Source organism: Thalassococcus sp. BH17M4-6, assembly GCF_049323015.1.
In the GTDB taxonomy this organism is placed as follows: Bacteria; Pseudomonadota; Alphaproteobacteria; order Rhodobacterales; family Rhodobacteraceae; genus Puniceibacterium.
The window spans coordinates 1-21,958 of sequence record NZ_JBMPGU010000018.1; the positions used below are offsets into that span (position 1 = coordinate 1).

Below are 21,958 nucleotides of genomic sequence, written 5' to 3' on the forward strand. Positions count from 1 at the left end.
CGCCCACGTTGACGCGTCGCGGTATGAGGAGATGTATGCGGCGTCGGTGTCGGATCCTGAGGGGTTCTGGGCGGAGCATGGCAAGCGGATCGACTGGATCAAGCCTTATTCGACCGTCAAGAACGTCGACTTCACGCTCGGCAATGTCGGCATCAAGTGGTTCGAGGATGGCACGCTCAACGTCGCGGCCAACTGCATCGACCGGCATCTCGAGACCCGCGGCGACCAGACCGCGATCATCTGGGAGCCCGACGACCCCGAGGACGCGGCCAAGCACATCACCTACCGCGAGCTGCACCGCAGCGTCTGCAAGATGGCCAACATCCTCGAAGAGCTGGGCGTGCGCCGCGGCGACCGCGTCGTGATCTACCTGCCGATGATCCCCGAGGCCGCCTATGCCATGCTTGCCTGCGCGCGCATCGGCGCCATCCACTCCATCGTCTTCGCGGGCTTTTCGCCCGACGCGCTGGCCGCGCGGATCAACGGATCCGACGCCAAGGTACTGATCACCGCCGACGAGGCGCCCCGCGGCGGCAGGAAGACCGCGCTCAAGACAAACGCCGACCAGGCCCTGCGCAACTGCAAGGACAGCGTCAAATGCCTGGTGGTCAAGCGCACCGGCGGCCAGACCACCTGGGTCCAGGACCGCGACTATGATTACAACGAGATGGCCGCCGAAGCCTCGGACGTGAGCCAGCCTGCCGAGATGAACGCGGAGGACCCTCTCTTCATCCTCTACACCTCGGGCTCCACCGGGCAGCCAAAGGGCGTCGTGCATACATCTGGCGGCTATCTGGTTTATGCCGCGTTAACGCACGAGATCACGTTTGATTACCACGACGGCGACGTCTACTGGTGCACCGCCGACGTGGGCTGGGTGACCGGGCATTCCTACATTGTTTACGGGCCCTTAGCGAACGGCGCCACCACCGTGATGTTCGAAGGCGTGCCGACCTATCCGGACGCCAGCCGCTTCTGGCAGGTCTGCGAAAAGCACAAAGTCGCGCAGTTCTACACCGCGCCCACGGCGATTCGCGCGCTGATGGGCCAGGGTAATGATTTCGTAACCAAATGCGATCTATCCTCGCTGAAACTGCTGGGCACCGTGGGCGAACCGATCAACCCCGAGGCCTGGAACTGGTACAACGAGGTGGTGGGCGGCGGCCGCTGTCCCATCGTCGACACCTGGTGGCAGACCGAAACCGGCGGGCACCTGCTGACCCCGCTGCCCGGCGCGCATGCGACCAAACCCGGCGCCGCGATGAAGCCGTTCTTCGGCATCAAGCCGCTGGTGCTGGACCCGCAGACCGCCGAGGTGCAGGAACAGAACCCGACCGAGGGCGTGCTGGTCATCGCCGACAGCTGGCCCGGGCAGATGCGCACGGTCTGGGGCGATCACGAGCGGTTCGAGAAGACCTATTTCTCGGACTACAAGGGCTATTACTTCTCGGGCGATGGCTGCAGGCGCGACGCGGACGGGGATTACTGGATCACCGGCCGGGTCGACGACGTGATCAACGTCAGCGGCCACCGCATGGGCACGGCCGAGGTGGAATCGGCACTGGTGGCCCACGCCAAGGTCGCCGAAGCCGCAGTCGTCGGCTACCCGCACGAGGTCAAGGGCCAGGGCATCTATTGCTACGTCACCCTGATGAACGGGGTGGAACCTTCGGACGAGCTGACGAAAGAGCTGCGCACCTGGGTCCGCCAGGAAATCGGCCCCATCGCGTCCCCGGACCTCATCCAGTGGGCCCCCGGCCTGCCCAAAACCCGATCCGGCAAGATCATGCGCCGCATCCTGCGCAAGATCGCCGAAAACGACTACGGATCCCTCGGCGACACCTCAACTCTCGCCGACCCGGACGTCGTCCAAAACCTCATCGATAACCGCAAAAACAAGGCGTGAGGGATATGGACATGTCCCGCACTCCGAAACCCGCCCCGGTCCTGATCCTGCTTGGCCCACCGGGGGCCGGCAAGGGCACGCAAGCGCGCATGCTGGAACAGAAATTCGGTTTTGTGCAGCTGTCCACCGGCGATCTGCTGCGCGCCGCGGTCAAGGACGGCACCGACGCGGGCAAACGTGCCAAGGCGGTGATGGCGGCTGGCGATCTGGTCAGCGACGACATCGTCATCGCCATCCTGCGCGACCGTCTTGCCCAGCCCGATACCGCAGAGGGCGTGATCCTCGATGGCTTTCCCCGCACCGAAGCGCAGGCCCGCGCGCTGGACGACCTGCTGACCGAGACCGGCCAGAAGATCGACGCGGCCATCAGCCTTGAGGTCGATGACGGCGAAATGGTCACGCGCATCTCGGGTCGGTTTACCTGCGCGGCCTGCGGCGAAGGCTATCACGATACCTACAAACCGCCCGCGACGGAAGGCATCTGCGACGCCTGCGGCGGCACCGAGATGACCCGCCGCGCCGACGACAATGCCGAAACCGTGGCGAGCCGGCTCGCGGCTTATCACGCCCAGACCGCCCCGCTCATCACCTATTACGACGCCCGGGGCGCGCTGCACCGCGTACCCGCGATGGGCGCGATCGACGATATTGCCGGGCGCCTTCAGGCGCTTGTCAGCGAAACCACACGCTAACCGCCCCTAAGGGGGCAAATGGAGGAGGACACTTCATGACGGACAGACCGAACCGGTCCGCATTGGAAATTTCCGAAGGCGACAAGGCCTATTGGAAAGCCAACGTGCGGATCATCATCATCAGCCTCGTGATCTGGGCGCTGGTCAGCTTTGGCTTTGGCATCCTGCTGCGCCCGATGCTGTCGGGCATCAGCGTCGGCGGCACCGATCTGGGTTTCTGGTTCGCGCAGCAGGGATCGATCCTCGTCTTCCTGGGGCTGATCTTTTTCTACGCCTGGCGGATGAACAAGCTCGACCGTGAATTCGGCACCGAGGAGGAGTGATCATGGATCAATTTACCATCAACCTGCTGTTCGTGGGCGCGAGTTTCGCGCTTTACATCGGCATCGCGATCTGGGCCCGCGCCGGGTCCACATCGGAATTCTACGCCGCTGGCCGCGGCATTCATCCGGTCACCAACGGCATGGCCACCGCGGCGGACTGGATGTCGGCGGCGTCGTTCATCTCTATGGCCGGGCTCATCGCCTTTACCGGCTATGACAACTCGACCTACCTCATGGGCTGGACCGGCGGCTATGTGCTGCTGGCACTTTTGCTGGCGCCCTACCTGCGCAAGTTCGGCAAATACACCGTGTCCGAGTTCATCGGCGACCGGTTCTACAGCCCCACGGCGCGGATCGTCGCGGTGATCTGCCTGATCGTCGCATCGACCACCTACGTCATCGGCCAGATGACCGGCGTGGGCGTGGCCTTTGGCCGGTTCCTCGAAGTGTCCAACACCGCAGGTCTGCTGATCGGCGCCTGCGTGGTCTTTGCCTATGCGGTCTTCGGCGGCATGAAGGGGGTGACCTATACCCAGGTGGCGCAGTACTGCGTGCTGATCCTGGCCTATACCATCCCGGCGATCTTCATCTCGCTGCAGCTGACCGGCAACCCGATCCCGGGCCTGGGGCTTTTCGGATCCGTGGAAAGCGGCGAACCGCTGCTGGCCAAGCTCGACCAGATCGTGACCGAACTGGGCTTCAACGCGTACACGACGCACCACGGCGACACGTTCAACATGGTGCTCTTCACGCTGAGCCTGATGATCGGCACCGCCGGTCTGCCGCACGTGATCATGCGCTTTTTCACCGTGCCGCGCGTGGCCGACGCCCGCTGGTCGGCAGGCTGGGCGCTGGTGTTCATCGCCTTGCTGTACCTGACGGCCCCGGCCGTGGGCGCCATGGCCCGTTTCAACATCACCGATCAGTTCTGGCCCAACGGCGCCAGCGGCGAACCGGTGTCGACCGAGACGATCCAGAACGATCCGGCCTATGACTGGATGGCGACCTGGCAGCAGACCGGCCTTCTGGGCTGGGAAGACAAGAACGGCGACGGGCGTATCGCGTACTTCAACGACGGCAACCCCGAAACCGTGGCGATGATGGAGGCCGCCGGTTGGGGCGCCGAGAACGAGCTGACCAACTTCAACCGGGACATCCTGGTTCTGGCCAATCCGGAAATCGCCAACCTGCCGGGCTGGGTCATCGGCCTTGTGGCGGCGGGCGGTCTGGCCGCGGCGCTGTCGACGGCGGCGGGCCTTCTGCTGGCGATCTCCTCGGCAGTGTCGCATGACCTGATCAAGGGGTCGATCAACCCGCGCATCTCGGAAAAGGGCGAGCTTTTGTCGGCCCGTATCGCCATGGCCGTGGCCATCGCGGTCGCGACCTACCTGGGCCTCAACCCTCCGGGCTTTGCGGCGCAAACGGTGGCGCTGGCCTTCGGCCTCGCGGCGGCGTCGATCTTCCCGGCGTTGATGATGGGCATCTTCACCAAGGTGAACAACAAGGGCGCCGTGGCCGGGATGCTGGCAGGTCTAATCGTGACGCTGGTCTACATCTTCCTGCACAAGGGCTGGTTCTTCATCCCCGACACCAACAGCTTTACCGATGCCGATCCGCTGCTTGGCACGATCAAGTCGACCTCGTTCGGCGCGGTGGGTGCATTGATCAACTTCGTGGTGGCCTTCACCGTGTCGAAGATGACCGATGACATTCCGGCAGAGATCGAAGAGCTGGTGGAAAGCGTGCGCATCCCCCGCGGTGCCGGGGCGGCGCAGGACCACTAAGCCCCGATCCAAAACGCAAAAGCGGGCCGCTCTTCCGGGCGGCCCGTTTCTTTTGTCCGTCAGGTGGCTTCGTTTCTCAGCCGTGTTCCTCGGCCGCCGTCGCCGCAAGCGCGCGGTTATAGGCCTTGAGCGCATCGACATGGTAAAGAGCGCCCTGCAGTACGGGCGTCTTGTCCTCTCCGGTCCGCGTCACCACAGGCAGATAGCTGACGCCGGATTTGTCAAAGACCGGCAGCACCGTTTCCAGCGTCGAGGTGGCGTTGACGAAAAGCCCCTGCTCGATCAGCCTCTCGCAGGACGCGATCCTTTCCTCGGACAGGTCGGCAACGGGGCGCATCACGCCCTGCACCCGGAACATCGCCAGCAGGTAGGCCTGCGGGCCGGCCGCCAGATGCACGTTGCGCCGCTCGAGCTGGGTCAGGAAATACGACCGGTGCACCAGCTTTGACGCCAGCGCCGTGGACAGCGACACCGACACCATGACCGCAAGCCCGGTCTGCCAGTCGCCCGTCAGTTCGAACACGATAAGCGTCGTGGAAATCGGCGCGCCCAGCACCGCCGCGGCGACCGCCCCCATCCCCGCCAGCGCATAGAGCGTATAGGCGCCGGATTGTTCGGGGAACAGCCCCGTGGCGATCAGCCCGAAGGCCATGCCGGTCAGCGCCCCGATCATCAGCGATGGCGAAAACACCCCGCCGCCCATGCGGCCCGCCATGGTGATCGACAGCGCCGTCACCTTCAGTACGACAAAGACCACCGCCTCCCATAGCAGCAGGTTGCCGGTCAGGGCGAGCGAGGTCGTCTCGTATCCGACGCCGATGATATGCGGAAATTCGATGGCCAGCGCCCCCAGCAGGACCCCGGCGGCGGCCGGGCGCAGCCAGAGCGGCAGGTTCAGCCGGGTTTGCAACCGCGTGCCCAGATCGTCAGACCAGAAGATGCATTTCATCGTCACCACCGCGACAAGGCCGCAGACCAGCCCCAGCAGCAGGAAGGCGGGCAGCTCGAGGTAGAATTCGACCACCGTCGTACCGGGCAGGCGAAATTCCGTCACATCGCCAAAGGCCAGACGGTTGATCACCGTGCCCGCCGCCGAGGCGATGACGATGGGCGCAAAGGCATGCACGGCGAAATGGCGCAGCACCACCTCGAGCGCGAAAAGCGCCCCGGCGATGGGCGCGTTGAAACTGGCCGACACGGCCGCGGCAACGGCACAGCCCAGCAGGTCGCGCCCGGTGATGCCATCGGCCCGGATGAGGTTGCTGACCCAGCTCGATATCATCGCGGCGATGTGCACCACCGGCCCTTCGCGGCCCGACGACCCGCCGGTCGACAGCGTAATCCACGACGCCAGCATCGATGCGATTCCCGCCCGTTTTTCCACCCGCCCGTTGTTGAGCGCCGCACCCTCGATCACATCCGCGACAGATCGGACGCGGCCATCGGGTGTCATGAAATGCAGGATCGCCCCCACCGCCAGCCCGCCCAGGATCGGGATCAGCATGACCGAATACCACGGCAGCGTGGTGGCGAAGGTGGCCAGAAGGTTGACATCCTCGGTGCCGTAGACCCAGGTTTGCAGGGCTTCGATCGCGGTGCGGAAAATCAGCGCGGCGAGGCCCGCGGCGGTGCCCACCGCCAGCGCGATGAACCAGAACTGCACCTGCCCCGGGCCGCGGTGGCGCAGCACCGCCCAGCCCCGGGCCAGACCCTGCGTCACACCGTTCAGATGCGCCCCTATCCGCGATGGTGCCGCCATACCGGCTGTCCTAGCCCCCCGTGCCGCCCGCACCGACCGGCGCGCGGGCGATTTTACCAACCCTTTACCGCGCCCGCCGTATCGCTAGGATCGGCCCGTTCCGGACGAAAGGCTGCCCATGACCGCGATCCAAACGCTTGATGCGCTTTCCTCTTTCCTAGGCCAACGGCTGTCGAGGTCCAAGTCCGATCTGGATCTGCACGGCCGCTCGGAATCCTATTTCCCGCTGATGCCCCCCGATGCGGTGGCCTATCCCGAGACGACCCAAGAGGTGCAGCGCATCGTTGAAATCTGTGCGCGCGACGCCGTACCGGTGATCGGCTGGGGCACCGGCACGTCGCTTGAAGGCCATGCGCAGGCCCCACAGGGCGGCATCAGCGTCGATTTCAGCCGCATGAACCGGGTGCTGTCGATCCGCCCCGGCGACATGGACGTGACCGTGCAGCCCGGCGTCACGCGCGAGCAGCTCAACACCGAACTGCGCGCGACGGGGCTGATGTTCCCGGTCGATCCCGGCGCCAACGCCTCGCTGGGGGGCATGGCGGCGACCCGGGCCAGCGGCACGACGGCGGTGCGCTACGGCACGATGCGCGACAACGTGCTCGGGCTCGAGGTGGTGCTGGCCGACGGTCGGGTGATCCGCACCGGCAGCCGGGCGCGCAAATCCTCGGCCGGCTTCGACCTCACGGGGCTTATCGTCGGATCCGAAGGGACACTGGGGCTGATGACAGAGTTGACCCTGCGCCTGCACGGCATCCCCGAAGCGACATCGGCGGGCGTCTGCGCCTTCGGATCGGTCGAGGATGCGGTGAACGCGGTGATCGACACGGTGCAGATGGGCCTGCAGGTGGCGCGGATCGAACTGGTCGATGCGGCCACGGCGCGGGTTTTCAACGGCTATGCCGACACCAGCTTTCCCGAAGCGCCGCATCTGATGCTGGAATTCCACGGCTCCCCGGCCAGTGTGGCCGAGGATGCGGAACGCTTTGGCGAGATAGCCGCCGATCACGGCGCGACCGGTTTCGACTGGTCCGCGCTGGAAGAGGACCGGCGCGCGCTCTGGACCATGCGGCACAACGCCCATTACGCGGTGCTGGCCCAACATCCCGGCCACCGGGCGCTGGTCACGGATATCTGCGTGCCGGTGTCCAGACTGGCCGAGGCAATCGTGGCGACCCGCGCGGATATCGACGAGACAGGGCTGGCCGGGCCGATCCTCGGGCATGTGGGCGACGGCAATTTCCATGCCATCCTGCTGATCGATCCAGACAGCCCCTCGGACCAGGACACCGCCATGGCCCTGTCGCACCGCATGGTCGAACGCGCGCTCGACCTGGGCGGCACGGCGACCGGAGAGCACGGCATCGGCATGGGCAAGCTGGGCTACATGGCCCGCGAACACGGCGCAGGATGGGAGGTGATGGGCGACATCAAACGCGCGCTTGATCCGCTGAACATCATGAACCCCGGAAAGCTGGTGCGGCAGGCCTGAACGCGATTTGATGTTGCCTGCAAAGCCTCTAGACTGGCTCGAAAGGTCATCGGCGACAGGAGGAACGCATGAACATCATCTGGCTCGGGCACGGCAGTTTCCGGATCGAGATTGCGGGACAGGTCCTGCTGGTCGACCCCTGGCTAAGCGGCAATCCGATGCTGACCGAGGATCAGCATGCACCCGCCACCGATGGCGGAACGCATATCCTGCTGACCCATGCGCATGGCGATCACGTCACCGACGTGCTGCCGTTGGCCAGGAAACTGGGCATCCCCGTGGTCGGGCAATACGACCTGATGAACCACTGGGCCACGAGCGAGGGGATCGAAACCGTCGGCTTCAACAAGGGCGGCACCGTGACGCTTGGCGAGGTCAAGGTCACGATGGTACACGCGGTGCATTCCTCGACCTTCGCGACCCCCGACGGCCCCAAGGTGGCCGGCACCGAATGCGGCTACATGATCGCGGGCGAGGGGCACACGATCTACCTTTCGGGCGACACCGACGTGATGGCGGACATGGGCCTCTTCCACGACCTGCATGAACCCGATATCGGGATCCTGTGCGCGGGCGGCCATTTCACCATGGACATGACCCGCGCCGCCTATGCCGCAAAACGGTTCTTCGATTTCAAGACCGTGATCCCCTGCCACTACCGCACCTTCCCGATCCTCGAACAAACGGCCGAGGTCCTCGCCGCCGCCCTGCCCGGCGTCGACGTGATCGAACCTCAGGTGCTGGAACCGATCGCGCTCTGACGCCGTCCGGCATCCTGGGCCGGGCCGATGGCGTATTCCTGAAACAGGCCGCCATCGGCGTAGGGATGCGACGTCAGAAGGGTCAGGCGCGGTGCGATCCGCCCCGGACCGAACAGCGGCACGCCACCGCCAAGCACCACGGGCGCGCGCTTCAGCCGCAGGATGTCGATCAGGCCAAGGGCCAGCAGCGAACCGGCAAAGGCCCCGCCGCCGCAAAGATAGACCGGCCCTCGCGACTGCGCGACAATCCTGGCCAGCGTCTCTGCAAGATCGCCGCGCATCACCGTGACATCGCGTTTTGCGGGCAGGTCGATGGTGGCTGAAAAGACGAAGGTCCGCATGTGACCATAGGGGTTCTGGCCCGGCGCCATGCCGAAGCGATAGCCGAATTCATAGGTCGCCCGGCCCATGATGGCCGTGGCATAGCGCGACAGGCGGTCGCGGTAGTCGTCGACCACCGCCCCGTCCTGCGCAAAGCCCGAGATGTCCCCGCCGGGACCCGAGATATAGCCGTCGATCGAAACGGCCACGTCATAGATGACAGGATGCATGAGATGCTCCGCGATCAAAGTCCAACCAGCCCGAAGGCGTCGATGAGGGTCAGGCTTTCTTGATCACTGGCGGGGCACTCCTCTGGATATGGCATGATACTACCCGCTTGCCCCGGCGCGCGCAATCCGCGGCCGGAACGGGCCGCGTCTCACGGCATCAGCACATCGTCCCGGGCAAAGGTCGCGCTGTCCACGGTCAGGTCGTCGTAGGTCAGCTCGATCTGCACCTGCGCGACCGATCCGGCGGGAAACCCGATATAGGGCAGGCCATCGTCGGGCGTCAGCGCGTTGGGGCTGGTCGTGCCTTCGTGACAGGGCGGCAGGTCCCAAACCTGCAGCGCGCCACCGTTCACCGCATAGCGCATCTGCGCCAGACCGCAGCGCCAGGCCAGCAGATGCGTGACATAAAGCAGATCCTGCCCGCCATAATCGCGCAGCGCCACCCAGTTGCCCTTGGTCATGTCCAGGATCGGGCGCACCTCGGTCGCGGTGGTGAACTGGCCCGTGGGCTGCTGCGCTTCGGCCACCAGCCCGGCAGGCGCGGCGGCCGGCGCAGCCGCGACACTCGGCGCCCCCTCTCCTGCGCCGCCAAAGGCCGCCGCAATGGCGATCAGGACGAAATCCAGCATCTCAAAACTCCTTTCTCAAATCCCGCGCCGCGTCCCGCCGGTTTCAACGCTTTTTCTGGCGGCGCATCTGACCTATAATCCGTGCGATAGAATAAGAGCAGACAGGCCCGCATCACAATGGCACGCAAAAAGGCCGCCGCACCGCAGGTGAACATCCTGATCGTCGGACAGGCCGGGCGGCTGCAATACGAGGCGCTGCTGTTCGCCGCGTCGCTGCGCGAGACGCTGACCGGCGACCGCTTTCGCCTCTACATCGCCGAACCGCAGCCCGGCCCGCTCTGGCAGATCGATCCGCGCATTCAGGATGCGGATATTCGCGCCGCACTGACGGGGCTTGGCGCGACCTTCCTGCCCTTCGCCTCGGCGCATTTCGGGCAGGCCTATCCCTATGGCAACAAGATCGAGGCGCTGCTGGCCCTGCCCAAGGGCGAGCCGTTCGTGTTTTTCGACACCGATACGCTGATGGTCGGCGATCTGGCGCAGGTGCCGTTCGACTTTGACCGCCCCTCGGCATCGCTGCGCCGCGAAGGCACATGGCCCAAGCTGGAACTTTACGGCCCCGGCTACACGCAGACCTGGAAATCGCTTTACGACAAGTTCGGGCTGGATTTCGAAAGCTCTCTCGACCTCAGCCAGCCCGACGAATACTGGCGGCGCTATCTGTATTTCAACGCGGGCTATTTCTATTACCGCTGCCCGCAGGAATTCGGACGGCGCTTTCTGGACTATGCGCTCGCGATCCGCGATGACGCCCCGCCCGAACTGGTGTGCCAAAGCCTTGATCCCTGGCTCGACCAGGTGGCGCTGCCGTTGGTCATCCACAGCTTTGGCGGCGGCCGCGATGCCCTGCCGCCCGGGTATCTCGACGGATCGGTAAGCTGTCACTACCGGCTGTTGCCGCTGCTGTATGCGCGCGAAGACCAGCGCGTGATCGACATGCTCGAAGCGGTGAGCCAGCCCAACAAGATCAAGAAACTGCTCAAGCTTTACGAGCCGTTCAAGCGGATGATCTATCAGGGCCGCGGTCACAAGGTCCGCGCCCTCTTTGATCAGGACGACCTGCCGCTGCGCGAACAGGCGATCCGCAACCAGATCAAACGGGAAGGCTTTTGGATGCGCTAGCCGCCAGGTCGCGCCCGGCGGCCTGTCCCGGCGGCGTGATCCCGCGGTGCAGACGCGCGTAGGCCCCCGACAGCACCGCATCGCGGTGCACCGCACCCACCTGCACGGGGATGAACTCAAAGCCGAAGATCCGTGCGACCGCGAACCGATGCGCCCCGCCGCCCGACCGCAGATACGTGTCGTCGGGGCCGATGTGCACCAGAATGCCACCGTGTTCGCGGCGGCTGGCCTCGGGCAAGGCGGCCATCGGCGTCAGCTGCCCCGCCGCGCGGATTTCGGCAAAGGCGGCATCGCGGCGCGCGTACCAGGCGCGCAGATCGTCAATTGTGCGGCAGCCGTCGGGGCGGTGGCCTTCGGCGATCTCGCGGGTGTGGCGCGCCCAGATCGGCGTCTCTTCCCACGGCGCACCGTCGATCAGGCGCATGCGGCAACTGATCTCTTTCTCGGACACGGTCAGCGGCTTGCGCGACAGATGCCAGTCGCCGTCCAGCACCAGACCGCTGTGACGGCGCCGCAGGGTGGGTGCCCCACGTGCGGGATTGGGCCGGTAAAGATGGGTGATCCGGTCCAGCGGCAGCCAGACGGTTTCATCGCTCAGCGGTGCATCCGGGCCATAGCGGAACCGGTTCGTCAGATCGCGCAGCGCCTTGAGCGGTACATCGTTGCGCAGCGCACGCTGAACCCGCTTGAGCATTTCCATCGCTGCCGTCCTTTCCGCACCCTGCTGTCGCGTCGCACCCGCTGTTACATCATCGTCATCATATCATCATGCAATCGACATGAAACTGTTACATGGGGCGTGGCGGCGCGTTGGACATAGGCGGCGCGTGGGTGGCGTGGTAAACTCTCGGCGATCTCGTCAAGGAGACCCGCCATGCCGGATGCCGTGACCCTGCTTGCCGGAACGACCAAGGGCCTTTTCCTGTTGCGCGCCGACCCGGCGCGGCAAAGGTGGACGCTCAGCGGGCCGCACTGCGACGGCTGGTCGGTCAACCACGCCATAGGCGATGCCGAAACCGGCAGGCTTTGGGCCGGTGGAGGCGGTGAATGGTCCGGCGCGGGGGTCTGGCGGTCCGAGGACGGCGGTGCAACCTGGACGCTGTCCAAACTCGCGGACGGCCAGATGGATACCTGGGCGCGCGACGATCCTGACACCGCCAGAATGCTGGGTGTCACCCCCGCCGATCCGGCGCCGTTCTCGGGCCAGATCAACGCGATCTGGTCACTTGGACAATCGGGCGGGCGGCTTTTTGCCGGGGCCAAGCCCGCGACGCTGCTGTCCAGCGACAACGGCGGGCAGACCTGGACGGCGGTCGAGGCGCTCAGCAACCATCCGTCGGCGGCCGACTGGCAGCCGGGCGCGGCGGGGCTGACGCTGCACACCATCGTGGCCCATCCCGAGGACGCGGGCCGCATGTGGCTGGGCATTTCCGCCGCCGGGGTTTTTGCCACCGAGGATGGCGGGCAAAGCTGGGACCGGCGCAACCGGCTGTCGAATGCCGGGGCCGCCTGCGATCACCCGCATCCGGCCGCGCCGCGCGACGGGCAGACCGGGCATTGCGTGCATAACATGGTGCGCGCGCCAGGAGCGGCGGACGTGCTTTATCAGCAGAATCACCACGGCGTGTTCCGCAGCCGCGACGGCGGGCGCAGCTGGGACGATATCACCGACGGTCTGCCCTCGACCTTCGGCTTTCCCATAGCGGTCGATCCGCACAACGCCAACCGGATCTGGGTGCTGCCGCTGAACGGCGATGCGCAGGGCCGCTATCCGCCCGACGCCGCGGCGGCGATCTGGCGCTCTGACACCGGCGGCGACAGCTGGCAGGCCTGCCGGACCGGTCTGCCGCAGGCGGGGTGCTATTTCACCGTGCTGCGTCAGGCGATGGCGGTGGACAGGCTGCCCAAACCGGGGGTCTATTTCGGCACCAACTCGGGGTCGATCTTTGCCAGCACCGACGGCGGCGACAGCTGGGACGAAATCGCGCGCCACCTGCCCACAGTGCTGTGCGTGGAAACCGTGACACATCCCTGACACACGACATCAATCGCAATGGTTCAACCAAGGCGGGTTTTGTGATATGCTGCGGCCATTGGTTCAATCAATTTGGGAATGCCGCCATGCCGCGCCTGTTCCTTGCCGTCCTTTGCATCGCCATTCTTGCCGTGCTTCCCGCACGGGCCAAGCCCAGCTTTCCCTGCACCGGATCGCTCAACCCCACCGAACGCACGATCTGCCGCGACGCGCTGCTGGGGGATCTCGACCGGCGCATGGTGCAGGCCTACGGGGCGCGCCGCGAACGGTCGGGCGGGGACGCCGGGCGCAAGCTGGTCAGTGACCAGCGCCTGTGGCTGGGCTGGCGCAACACCTGCGGCACCGATAGTGCCTGCCTGCGCCGCCGCTACGAACAGCGGATCATCGACCTGACCGGGGGGCGCGGTCCGTCATCGGGTATTGTCGACCTGGGCCTGACCGCGACCCTCGCGACCCCGCCGGCCGCCGCGCCAAAGCGTCGCCTGCGCGCGGGGCGGTATGAACGGATCTATCCCGATGGCCGTATCGAATGGGAGGCTGTCAACGGCAGCGCGTTTGGCACGGATTTTCCCAACGGCGACGGTACCATGTCGCTGAAATCGCAATCGGCACCACCCAGTTTCCCGTCCCTGCCCGACGCCTATTCCGGCTGGGGCCTCGCGCTGGAACTGCGCCTGCTGGAGCTTGTGGACAGCCTGCTGCCCTCAGCGGATCAGGCCCCCTACCGCGACATGCAGAACGCCTTTCCCTATTCCGACCGCATCCTGCGCCACGTGCAGGCGGTCGGATTCCTGATGGACGAGTGATCCGATGCGGACACGGCTATTTCGCATGGTCCTGTTGATCGCGACGCTTCTGGCGCTGGCGATCACGCCGCTGCGGGCACAGGACGACGACGGCCAGTCACGGCTGCCGGGGCTGGCCGAACAACTGGCCCAGGCGAATGCAGAGAGCGGCGGCCCGCAGCCCGAGGTGCTGTTCCCGACCTTGCCGGAAAACTTCGTCGCCGATGACGCGACCCTCAACAAGATCCAGGCATCGGTGCAGGGCTATTACGATTACCGCACCCGGCAATATCAGCACCGGCTGGACATCTTCCGCTGGCAGCATGTGTCGAGCCAGATCATCTTTGGCATCGTGGTGCTGATCGTGCTGGCGGGGCTCTATTTCTCGTGGATGCAGTTCCGCGCGGCGGAACAGGGCACCAAGCTTGGCGTGACATCGCTCGAGGCGTCCGACGGCGGGTTCAAGGTGACCTCGCCGGTGCTGGGGGTGATCATCCTCGTGCTGTCGCTGGCGTTCTTCTACCTGTACCTGATCTACGTCTACCCGGTGACGGATTCGTTCTGACCCGCCCCACCAACGCAAAGGGGCGCCGCACGCGCGACGCCCCCTGCCCGGTCTGACGACCTGTTCAGCCTTGCTTGGTCAGCAGCGTATAAGACGAAATCACCTCGCCCGAAACCTGCGCGCGCGCGACGCGGCCCGCATCGGTCTTGAGGCCCTTGGCCCCCACCGATTTGCGGATCAGGCGGCCCAACTGCTGGTTCAGCGCCTTTTGCCCGTGGGCTTTCTTGGTTTCCTCGTTCCAGCCAATGGCGGTGTTGTAGATCAGCATGAACTCTTCTTCCTTGGCGGCGGCCTTCATCACCGTCAGGACGAAATTCTCGTCGAACTTGCCCTCGGCATCCAGCTTCTGCGCCAGTTCAACGGTGTGGTCGATGACGGCGCGCTTGGCGCGGATGCGCTCGGCCAGCGGATCGTCCTTTTCCGCGGTCTCGAGCAGGTGGTTTTCCAGCACCTTCTGCAGAAAGTGGCCAAGTTCCATGCCTTCGGCCTTCGCCTCTTCGGCGAAACGGGCGCGCACGGCGGGTTCCAGGCTGAAGGCGACGTTGGTCGCCTTGGCCAGCCGAACCGCGCGGCGCTGTTTCTTGTTCGGGGTTTCTGCCGTGTTCTCAGTATCTTGCGTTTTTGCCTTGGTTGCCATTTTCTGGTCTCCTTGCCTCAACATACTTTGACTCTATGGTGGAGAGGCGCCACCTGTCAACATACTCGTATACTATGCGTGCAATGCGTGGCATCGCCACAACAGCGCCCCGCCAGAGCCCGTTGCCCCGGCTCGCGCAATCGCCTAGTTCTGTGCGCAACATCCAGGAGGGAGACACAGACGATGACCGACGGACCCAGCTACGGCTTCGACACCTTGCAGATTCACGCAGGCGCCCGGCCCGACCCCGCCACCGGCGCGCGGCAGACGCCGATCTACCAGACCACCGCCTATGTCTTTCGCGATGCCGAACACGCCGCGGCGCTCTTCAACCTTCAAGAGGTCGGGTTCATCTATTCGCGCCTGACCAATCCCACCGTCGCGGTTCTGCAGGAACGCGTCGCCACGCTCGAAGGCGGCGTCGGCGCGGTCTGCTGCTCCTCTGGGCACGCGGCGCAGATCATGGCGCTGTTCCCGCTGATGAGCCCGGGCAAGAACGTCGTCGTGTCGACCCGGCTTTACGGTGGCACGGTCACGCAGTTCAGCCAAACCATCAAGCGCTTTGGCTGGTCGGCCAAGTTCGTCGATTTCGACGATCTGGAGGCGGTCGAGGCCGCCATCGACGACGACACCCGCGCGGTGTTCTGCGAATCCATCGCCAACCCCGGCGGTTATATCACCGATTTGGATGCCATTTCGGCCATTTCGGACAAGGCGGGCCTGCCGCTCATCGTCGATAACACCAGCGCCACGCCGTACCTGTGCCGCCCCATCGAACACGGTGCCACGCTGGTGGTGCATTCGCTGACCAAGTACATGACCGGCAACGGCACGGTCACAGGCGGCGTGGTGGTGGATTCGGGCCGGTTCGACTGGTCCGCATCGGACAAGTTCCCGTCGCTGGCCGAGCCCGAGCCCGCCTATCACGGCCTCAAGTTCGCCGAAACCTTTGGCCCGCTGGCCTTTACCTTCCACGGCATCGCGATCGGCCTGCGGGATCTGGGCATGACGCTGAACCCGCAGGCGGCCCATTACACGCTGATGGGAATCGAAACCCTTTCGCTGCGGATGCAGCGCCATGTGGAAAACGCCACGCAGATCGCAAGCTGGCTGGAAAAGCATCCGGCGGTGGAACAAGTCACCTATGCGGGGCTGAAATCCTCGCCCTACCACGACCGTGTCGCCAAGATTTGCCCGCGGGGGGCCGGTGGCCTTTTCACCATTGCGCTCAAGGCCGGGTACGAAGGCTGCGTGAAGCTGGTGGATTCACTCGAGATCTTCAGCCACGTGGCGAACCTGGGCGACACCCGGTCGCTGGTGATCCACTCGGCCTCCACCACCCACCGGCAGTTGACGCAGGAACAGCAGGTTGCCGCGGGGGCCGCGCCGAACGTGGTGCGGATTTCCATCGGGATCGAGGATGCGGACGACCTGATCGCCGATCTCGACCAGGCGCTGACCAAGGCCAACGCCTGACCCCATGGCGCCCGGACCGATGCCGCGCAAGGGCAAGGGGCCGCTCCAGCTTCTGAAAGCAGAGGTGGAGCGGCATGTCCTGCCTGCGCTTGCGGCCGAAGGCTTCGCGCCGGACGAGAGCCTGCGCCATGCCGCGGGCTGGGATGGCGAGGGATACAGCTGGTATTTCCGCCAAGCCGACGGGCCTTGGCGGCTTTGCCTCGAAACCGGGCGCAGCCGCGACCCCCGGCTGCGCCTGCATCGTGCCGGACCGCGACAGCCGTCGGAGAGCGACGTGCAGGACCTCATGAAGCTCGACAATGGGCCGGATGCCGTCGCACCCGTCGCCCTGTCCCCGTGGGAGAGCTGGAGCGATCCGGTCAGCGCGTGTTTCGCCCCTCTCTATCGGGACCTGGAGACCTGGTCGGGCGCGAAGCGGTACGCCATGGCCCCGCTTTGGCTGCTTCAGACCCTGCTGTCCCTGCTGTGGTTTCCCATCGGTCTGATCATCGGCGTGTCGAGCGCGAACTGGGTCGGCAGCGACGCGGCACGCAGCGGCGCGCGGCAAACCGAAATCGCCACGGCCTTCGCCCGCCGGATCAAGGGGCTGGGGGATCGGCTGAACCGGCGCACCCCGCCCGCCTGACCGCTTTAGTCTTCGAGCGCGAAGATCATGTTCACGCTCGCCGTCATGCTGGTTTCGCCCTGCGCGGTCGGGACGGAGACCGCGGCATCCCGCATCGACATCGCCATTTCCGGGCGCGGCGTCACGCTGCCGCCTTCGGACATGCTCAGCACCGCGCCGCGCTTCAGGCCCGCCGCCTCGGCATAGGTCTTGGCGCGGGCCATCGCGTCCGCGACCGCAGCCTTGCGGGCCTGATCGATCAGGGGCTCGGGGTATTGCAGGCCGAATTCAAGCCCGCCCAGCCGGTTCGCCCCGTCCTCCAGCACCGCGCCCAGCACCTCGCCCAGCCGGTCCAGCGCGCGCACCCGCACCGTCACGCGGTTCGACGCCTCGAAACCGTCGATCTGCGGCCCGTCCGGGGACGGGCTGCTGCGGTTGGACCAAAGCGGATTGAGCGACAGGTCCGAGGTCTGGATGTCGCGCGCCGCGATATCGAAGCTTTCGAGTCGCGCCAGGATCGTGTCGGTGATCTCGGAAGTCTGCGCCATCGCATCGGCCGCGTCGGCGGCCTGCGCGGTGACGCCCAAGGTGATCGTCGCCATATCCGGCACGGCAGAGGCGCTGCCCTGCCCGGTCACCGCGATCTGGGGGCGCGGGGCGGCGGCGTCCTGCGCCAAGACCGGGGGCGCCAGCGCCAGAAGAACGGGCAATATCAGGGAAAGGCGCATCGGAACCTCCTTTAGCCGGGGCAACCTTCACGCAGTGTTGCGCCGCGCCAGGCATCCTGCAACCGGTCTTTCCTTTCCCTCGGCAAACTCCTGCTGTAAAATGGTTTCGTGAGCCGCAACAGACTCCTCAGTCCTCGGTATGGATGGTAAACGACGTCGCATGACCCCGGATTTCGCACTTTCGCTTTCGTTCAGCGGCATCACCCTGTTGCAACGCGTCCCGCAGGGATGGGCCACCGTCGACGAGGTGGCGCTGGACAACGGCGATCTTGACGCCGCCCTGCGCGATCTGCGCGCCAAGGCCGATGCGCTGTCGCCCCGTGGCGGCCAGGTCAAGCTGGTCATTCCCAACGAACAGATCCGCTATCTCGGCCTGCCCGCCCCGTCGGACCCGTCGGGCATGCGCGCCGCGATCGAGGCGGCGCTGGAAGGGGCCACGCCCTATGCGGTCAGCGACCTCGTCTATGACTGGGCACAGTCCGGTGACATGGTGCAGGTTGCCGCCGTGGCGCGCGAGACCCTGGACGAGGCGGAGGGATTCGCCGCCGGGCATCATTTCGTGCCCGTGGCACATGTCGCGGTCGCCCCCGATGGCCAGTTCGAGGGCGAAGTGTTCTTTGGCGCCGCCAGCCAGTGGGACGGTGCAACGCCCGAGCGTGACAGCGCCCCGGTCGTGGTCACGGAGGCCGCCCCGGTGCCGCAAGCGCCGCCCGCGCCCAAAGCCGCGCCGGCCCCAAAGGCAGAGCCCGCGCCCGAGGCAGAGCCGGAGGCCGTAGCAGAGCCGGTGCCCGCGCCGAAGCCGGCTGAGGCGACACCTGCCCCCAAGCCGGAGCCAGCACCCACGCCGAAAGCGAAAGCCGCGCCAGAGCCAAAGACCGAAGCCGCCCCCGTGCCTGCGCCGGAAAAGCCCGCGCCTGCGGCAGCGGCGGCACCGCCGGAACGCGCCGCGCCAAAGGACGTTGGCAAGGCCGGGATACCGACCCCCGAACCGGCGGCCAATGCCGCGGACGCGGCAGAGCCGGGCATGCCCGTCGCAGATGCCCCGGCACCACCGCCGCCTGCCAGTCTCAAGGTGCCGACACCCAAGGACGACACCGGCGTCGCCGCGCCCAGCATCGCCCCGCACACTGAGGCCGACACGCCCCCGCCCGCCTTTTCCAGCATCCGCGCCAGCCGCAACCCGGCCGAGCCGCCCGCGCCTGCGAAACCGCGCAAGGACGTGGCGCCGCTCGTGGCCTCGCGCATCACGCCGGTGCCCGCGGGCAAGGGCGCGGCCGGTCCGGCCAGCAGCCCCGCGCTGACAGCCACAGGCGTCGAAGCCGCCGCAACGTTCCACCGACCGGCGCCGGATCAGCCTGCGGCCGAGGCCGCAAAACCGGGCGGAATCAGCGGGTTCTTCAGCCGCCGCCCCGCCAACGCCAAGCCCGAAGCCGCCGTCGTAGCGGCGGCCCCCGCGGCCCCCCCCCCCCCCCAAACCCCCCCCCAAGTCGGTCAAGACCTCGGCGCTGGCGCGGCTGGCCGCACGGCGCGACACCGCCGCCCCCCCGCCCGATCCAACCCCGCAAGAGGCCGAGCTTCAGCGCATGACCGTCTTCGGCGCCCGCCAGGACACGCGGATCGGCGGCAAGCCGCGGTTCCTTGGCCTGATGCTGACCACCGCGCTCCTGGTGTTCCTCGTCGGCGTCGCGGCCTGGGCGTCGGTGTTCCTCGACGACGGGCTTGCGCGCTTTTTCCGCCCCGACACCAGCCCCGATGTCGCCGTGGCGCAAGAGGACCTGCCACGCCCCACGCCCGAACCCGAGGCTGCGGAGGAACCGGTGGAACTGGCCGCGCTCTCGACCGACCTGCCGCCCGAAAGCGACCTGGCGGACGCGCCCGAGGCGCTGACCCAGCCCGCGCGCCCGCGCGCGCTGACCCAGGACGAGGCGGATGCCACCTATGCCGCCACCGGCATCTGGCAGCGCGCGCCCGCCGCGCCGTCGGAACCGCCGCCCGGCGATCTAGACGGGCTCTACGTCGCCTCGATCGATCCGGGCGTGCAGCAGTTCGACGCCATCGCCCTGCCCTCCGCGCTGTCGGCGGGCGATCCGGCGTTTGTCTCTCCGCCCGTGCCGGCCCCGGCGGATGTGATCTTTGACATCGACGACCGCGGCCTTGTGCGCGCCCGGCCCGAGGGGGCGATGAACGCCGATGGCGTGCTGATCTACGCCGGTCTGCCGCCCGTGGTGCCACCGCGCCGCATCCTGGGCGACGCGCGCCCCGATGTGGCCCTGCCGCAGACCGAAGCCGAGGACGACGCGACCCGCAGCCGCCTGCAGGGCCTGCGCCCGCAAGCCCGGCCCGACGATATCGTCGAACGGAACGAACGCGCGACGCTGCAGGGCCGGTCGATGGCAGAGCTCGCCGCTTTGCGCCCCACCGCGCGCCCCGACGTGGAAAAGCTCGAGGCCGAGGCCGACGTGACCGCCACCGCGCAGGCCGTCGACACCTCGCGCAAGCCGCTGCCGCGCCCGCGCGACATTGCCCGCATCGTGGAAGCCGCCCGCGCGAAAGCGGCCTCCGCCCCGGCCGAGGCGGTGCAGGTCGCCGCCGTGGCGCCGCGCACCGTCGCGCCCAAGATTCCGTCCAAGACGACCGTGGCGCAGCAGGCCACCGTCAAGAACGCGCTCAACCTGCGCAAGGTCAACCTGATCGGGGTATACGGCAAACCGTCCAGCCGCCGCGCGCTGGTGCGGCTTTCAAACGGCCGCTATCAAAAGGTCAAGGTCGGTGATCGCGTCGATGGCGGTCGCGTCGCCGCCATCGGGGAAAGCGAACTGCGCTATACCAAGGGCGGGCGCAGCATCGTGCTGAAGATGCCCCGCGGCTAGAGCCCTTCGGCCCCCGGAAATCTTGAGATTTCCGGTCCGTTTTTCTCAAGAAAAACGCGCCTCTGCCCGAAGAGATTGACCCTGTCAGCCTTGCCGCGCCGCCGCATGGTCAGGCGTCGGTGGTCAACTCGCCGCTGTCGATCTGCTCCTGCTCGATCGATTCGAACAGCGCCTTGAAATTGCCCTCGCCAAAGCCGTCGTCGCCCTTGCGCTGGATGAACTCGAAAAAGATCGGCCCGATCACGGTTTTCGAGAAGATTTGCAGCAGAATGCGCGTCTCGCCGCCATCCACCACGCCTTCGCCGTCGATCAGGATGCCGTGCTTCTGCATCCGGTCCAGCGGTTCCTCGTGCCCCTGCACCCGGTCCTTGCTGAGCGCATAATAGGTCTCGGGCGGCCCCGGCATGAACTTCACGCCCTTCTCGGCAATCGCATCCGTGGCGTCGTAAAGGTCGCGCGCGCCGACGGCGATGTGCTGGATGCCCTCGCCCTTGTACTTCTTGAGGTAGGCAACGATCTGCCCGGTGTCGCCCCGATCCTCATTGATCGGAATGCGGATACGGCCGCAGGGCGAGGTCAGGGCGCGGGAAAACAGACCGGTGAACTTGCCCTCGATATCGAAGAACCGGATTTCGCGGAAATTGAACAGGTCGCCGTAGAACCGGAACCAGGTGTCCATGTTTCCCTTGAAGACGTTGTGCGTCAGATGGTCGAGGTAATAGAACCCCACGCCGCGCGGCTTGGATTGTTCGATCCAGTCGAACTCCGCATTGTAGGGCGAGGTGTCGTAATACTGGTCGGTGAAGTAAATTAGCGATCCGCCGATCCCCTTGATCGCGGGCCAGTCGACGGTTTTGTCTGTGCCCTCATAGGGTTCCGCGCCCTTCTTCACCGCATGTTCATAGGCCTGCTGTGCATCCACCACGCGCCACGCCATCGACGGCGCGCAGGGCCCGTGTTCGGCGACAAAGCGGGCGGCAAAGCTGTCGGGCTCGGCATTCAGCACGTAGGTGATGTCGCCCTGCTGCCAAAGCTCGATCGCCTTGCTCTTGTGGTTGGCCACGTGGGCATAGCCCATGCGTGCGAAAAGATCGCGCAGCTCTTGCGGGTCCGGATGGGCGAATTCGACAAATTCGAACCCGTCGGTGCCGGCGGGATTGTCTGCGGTGATTTTGGATTGCGGGGCGTCGTGCGGGAAAGGTCCCATGTGCGTGTCCTCCTGTGTTGAGGATCAAGGTA

General features: G+C 66.2%; 22 protein-coding genes. 13 read left to right on the top strand and 9 right to left on the bottom strand.

From position 1 onward, the window contains the following. From acs to ACOXXX_RS19215, 4 genes are all read left to right on the top strand, one after another. On the top strand, positions 1–1,906 hold a 1,906-nt coding region (gene acs, locus ACOXXX_RS19200; RefSeq protein WP_422828086.1), incomplete at its 5' end, for an acetate--CoA ligase. 5 nt (positions 1,907–1,911) lie between these two features. Continuing rightward, positions 1,912–2,598: an adenylate kinase gene (locus ACOXXX_RS19205; protein WP_422828237.1), complete on the top strand. Its 687-nt coding sequence runs from the start codon at positions 1,912–1,914 to the stop codon at positions 2,596–2,598. A gap of 35 nt (positions 2,599–2,633) precedes the next feature. Next, the gene (locus tag ACOXXX_RS19210; RefSeq protein ID WP_422828238.1) at positions 2,634–2,921 is read left to right on the top strand and encodes a DUF4212 domain-containing protein; all 288 of its coding nucleotides are present in this window, start codon (positions 2,634–2,636) and stop codon (positions 2,919–2,921) included. A gap of 2 nt (positions 2,922–2,923) precedes the next feature. After that, positions 2,924–4,705 carry a sodium:solute symporter family protein gene (locus tag ACOXXX_RS19215; protein WP_422828239.1) on the top strand — a complete coding sequence of 594 codons (1,782 nt, stop codon included), beginning with the start codon at positions 2,924–2,926 and terminating at the stop codon, positions 4,703–4,705. 76 nt (positions 4,706–4,781) lie between these two features. On the opposite strand, the gene ACOXXX_RS19220 is transcribed toward ACOXXX_RS19215, so the two are convergent. Then, the gene (locus ACOXXX_RS19220; RefSeq protein ID WP_422828240.1) at positions 4,782–6,464 is read right to left on the bottom strand and encodes a chloride channel protein; all 1,683 of its coding nucleotides are present in this window, start codon (positions 6,462–6,464) and stop codon (positions 4,782–4,784) included. Positions 6,465–6,582: 118 nt separating this feature from the next. On the opposite strand from ACOXXX_RS19220, the gene ACOXXX_RS19225 reads away from it, so the two are divergent. Both ACOXXX_RS19225 and ACOXXX_RS19230 read left to right on the top strand, forming a co-directional pair. Continuing rightward, positions 6,583–7,956, top strand: a complete 1,374-nt coding sequence (locus ACOXXX_RS19225; protein ID WP_422828241.1) for an FAD-binding oxidoreductase — start codon at positions 6,583–6,585, stop codon at positions 7,954–7,956. 68 nt (positions 7,957–8,024) lie between these two features. Next, positions 8,025–8,717, top strand: a complete 693-nt coding sequence (locus ACOXXX_RS19230; protein WP_422828242.1) for a metal-dependent hydrolase — start codon at positions 8,025–8,027, stop codon at positions 8,715–8,717. On the opposite strand, the gene ACOXXX_RS19235 is transcribed toward ACOXXX_RS19230, so the two are convergent. Further along, the gene (locus ACOXXX_RS19235; RefSeq protein ID WP_422828243.1) at positions 8,690–9,268 is read right to left on the bottom strand and encodes a dihydrofolate reductase family protein; all 579 of its coding nucleotides are present in this window, start codon (positions 9,266–9,268) and stop codon (positions 8,690–8,692) included. The two genes, ACOXXX_RS19230 and ACOXXX_RS19235, sit on opposite strands and share 28 nt — an antisense overlap. A gap of 149 nt (positions 9,269–9,417) precedes the next feature. Further along, the gene (locus ACOXXX_RS19240) at positions 9,418–9,897 is read right to left on the bottom strand and encodes a hypothetical protein (RefSeq protein ID WP_422828244.1); all 480 of its coding nucleotides are present in this window, start codon (positions 9,895–9,897) and stop codon (positions 9,418–9,420) included. Positions 9,898–10,014: 117 nt separating this feature from the next. Between ACOXXX_RS19240 and ACOXXX_RS19245 the strand changes: the two genes are divergently transcribed. Next, positions 10,015–11,019: a hypothetical protein gene (locus ACOXXX_RS19245; protein WP_422828245.1), complete on the top strand. Its 1,005-nt coding sequence runs from the start codon at positions 10,015–10,017 to the stop codon at positions 11,017–11,019. On the opposite strand, the gene ACOXXX_RS19250 is transcribed toward ACOXXX_RS19245, so the two are convergent. Then, a complete protein-coding gene (locus tag ACOXXX_RS19250; RefSeq protein WP_422828246.1) occupies positions 10,991–11,719 on the bottom strand; it encodes a hypothetical protein in 729 nt (242 codons plus the stop codon). The genes ACOXXX_RS19245 and ACOXXX_RS19250 overlap by 29 nt on opposite strands. A 174-nt stretch (positions 11,720–11,893) precedes the next feature. Here ACOXXX_RS19250 and ACOXXX_RS19255 point away from each other — a divergent pair, with 174 nt between their 5' ends. From ACOXXX_RS19255 to ACOXXX_RS19265, 3 genes are all read left to right on the top strand, one after another. Then, positions 11,894–13,054 carry an exo-alpha-sialidase gene (locus tag ACOXXX_RS19255; RefSeq protein WP_422828247.1) on the top strand — a complete coding sequence of 387 codons (1,161 nt, stop codon included), beginning with the start codon at positions 11,894–11,896 and terminating at the stop codon, positions 13,052–13,054. Between the two features lie 86 nt (positions 13,055–13,140). Continuing rightward, the gene (locus tag ACOXXX_RS19260; RefSeq protein WP_422828248.1) at positions 13,141–13,860 is read left to right on the top strand and encodes a lysozyme inhibitor LprI family protein; all 720 of its coding nucleotides are present in this window, start codon (positions 13,141–13,143) and stop codon (positions 13,858–13,860) included. A gap of 25 nt (positions 13,861–13,885) precedes the next feature. Next, entirely contained in the window at positions 13,886–14,404 is a 519-nt protein-coding gene (locus tag ACOXXX_RS19265; RefSeq protein ID WP_422828249.1) for a hypothetical protein, read from the top strand. A 64-nt stretch (positions 14,405–14,468) separates the two neighbouring features. Here the strand turns inward: ACOXXX_RS19265 and ACOXXX_RS19270 are convergent, their stop codons facing one another. Beyond that, a complete protein-coding gene (locus ACOXXX_RS19270) occupies positions 14,469–15,041 on the bottom strand; it encodes a hypothetical protein (RefSeq protein WP_422828250.1) in 573 nt (190 codons plus the stop codon). 183 nt (positions 15,042–15,224) lie between these two features. Between ACOXXX_RS19270 and ACOXXX_RS19275 the strand changes: the two genes are divergently transcribed. Together ACOXXX_RS19275 and ACOXXX_RS19280 are read left to right on the top strand one after the other, a co-directional pair. After that, a complete protein-coding gene (locus tag ACOXXX_RS19275; protein ID WP_422828251.1) occupies positions 15,225–16,517 on the top strand; it encodes an O-acetylhomoserine aminocarboxypropyltransferase/cysteine synthase family protein in 1,293 nt (430 codons plus the stop codon). Between the two features lie 4 nt (positions 16,518–16,521). Then, positions 16,522–17,142, top strand: a complete 621-nt coding sequence (locus ACOXXX_RS19280; protein WP_422828252.1) for a hypothetical protein — start codon at positions 16,522–16,524, stop codon at positions 17,140–17,142. A gap of 5 nt (positions 17,143–17,147) precedes the next feature. On the opposite strand, the gene ACOXXX_RS19285 is transcribed toward ACOXXX_RS19280, so the two are convergent. The 3 genes from ACOXXX_RS19285 to ACOXXX_RS19295 form a co-directional block, all read right to left on the bottom strand. Then, positions 17,148–17,849: an SIMPL domain-containing protein gene (locus tag ACOXXX_RS19285; RefSeq protein ID WP_422828253.1), complete on the bottom strand. Its 702-nt coding sequence runs from the start codon at positions 17,847–17,849 to the stop codon at positions 17,148–17,150. A gap of 127 nt (positions 17,850–17,976) precedes the next feature. Further along, complete coding sequence (locus ACOXXX_RS19290; protein ID WP_422828254.1) at positions 17,977–18,405, bottom strand: hypothetical protein; 429 nt, start codon at positions 18,403–18,405, stop codon at positions 17,977–17,979. Continuing rightward, positions 18,402–19,157 carry a hypothetical protein gene (locus ACOXXX_RS19295; protein WP_422828255.1) on the bottom strand — a complete coding sequence of 252 codons (756 nt, stop codon included), beginning with the start codon at positions 19,155–19,157 and terminating at the stop codon, positions 18,402–18,404. Before ACOXXX_RS19295 ends, ACOXXX_RS19290 begins: the two co-directional genes overlap by 4 nt. A gap of 275 nt (positions 19,158–19,432) precedes the next feature. Between ACOXXX_RS19295 and ACOXXX_RS19300 the strand changes: the two genes are divergently transcribed. Next, positions 19,433–20,719, top strand: a complete 1,287-nt coding sequence (locus ACOXXX_RS19300; protein WP_422828256.1) for a hypothetical protein — start codon at positions 19,433–19,435, stop codon at positions 20,717–20,719. Positions 20,720–20,828: 109 nt separating this feature from the next. On the opposite strand, the gene hppD is transcribed toward ACOXXX_RS19300, so the two are convergent. Further along, positions 20,829–21,926, bottom strand: coding sequence for a 4-hydroxyphenylpyruvate dioxygenase (hppD, locus tag ACOXXX_RS19305; RefSeq protein WP_422828257.1), 1,098 nt, complete (start codon positions 21,924–21,926; stop codon positions 20,829–20,831). Between the last annotated feature and the right edge of the window lie 32 nt (positions 21,927–21,958).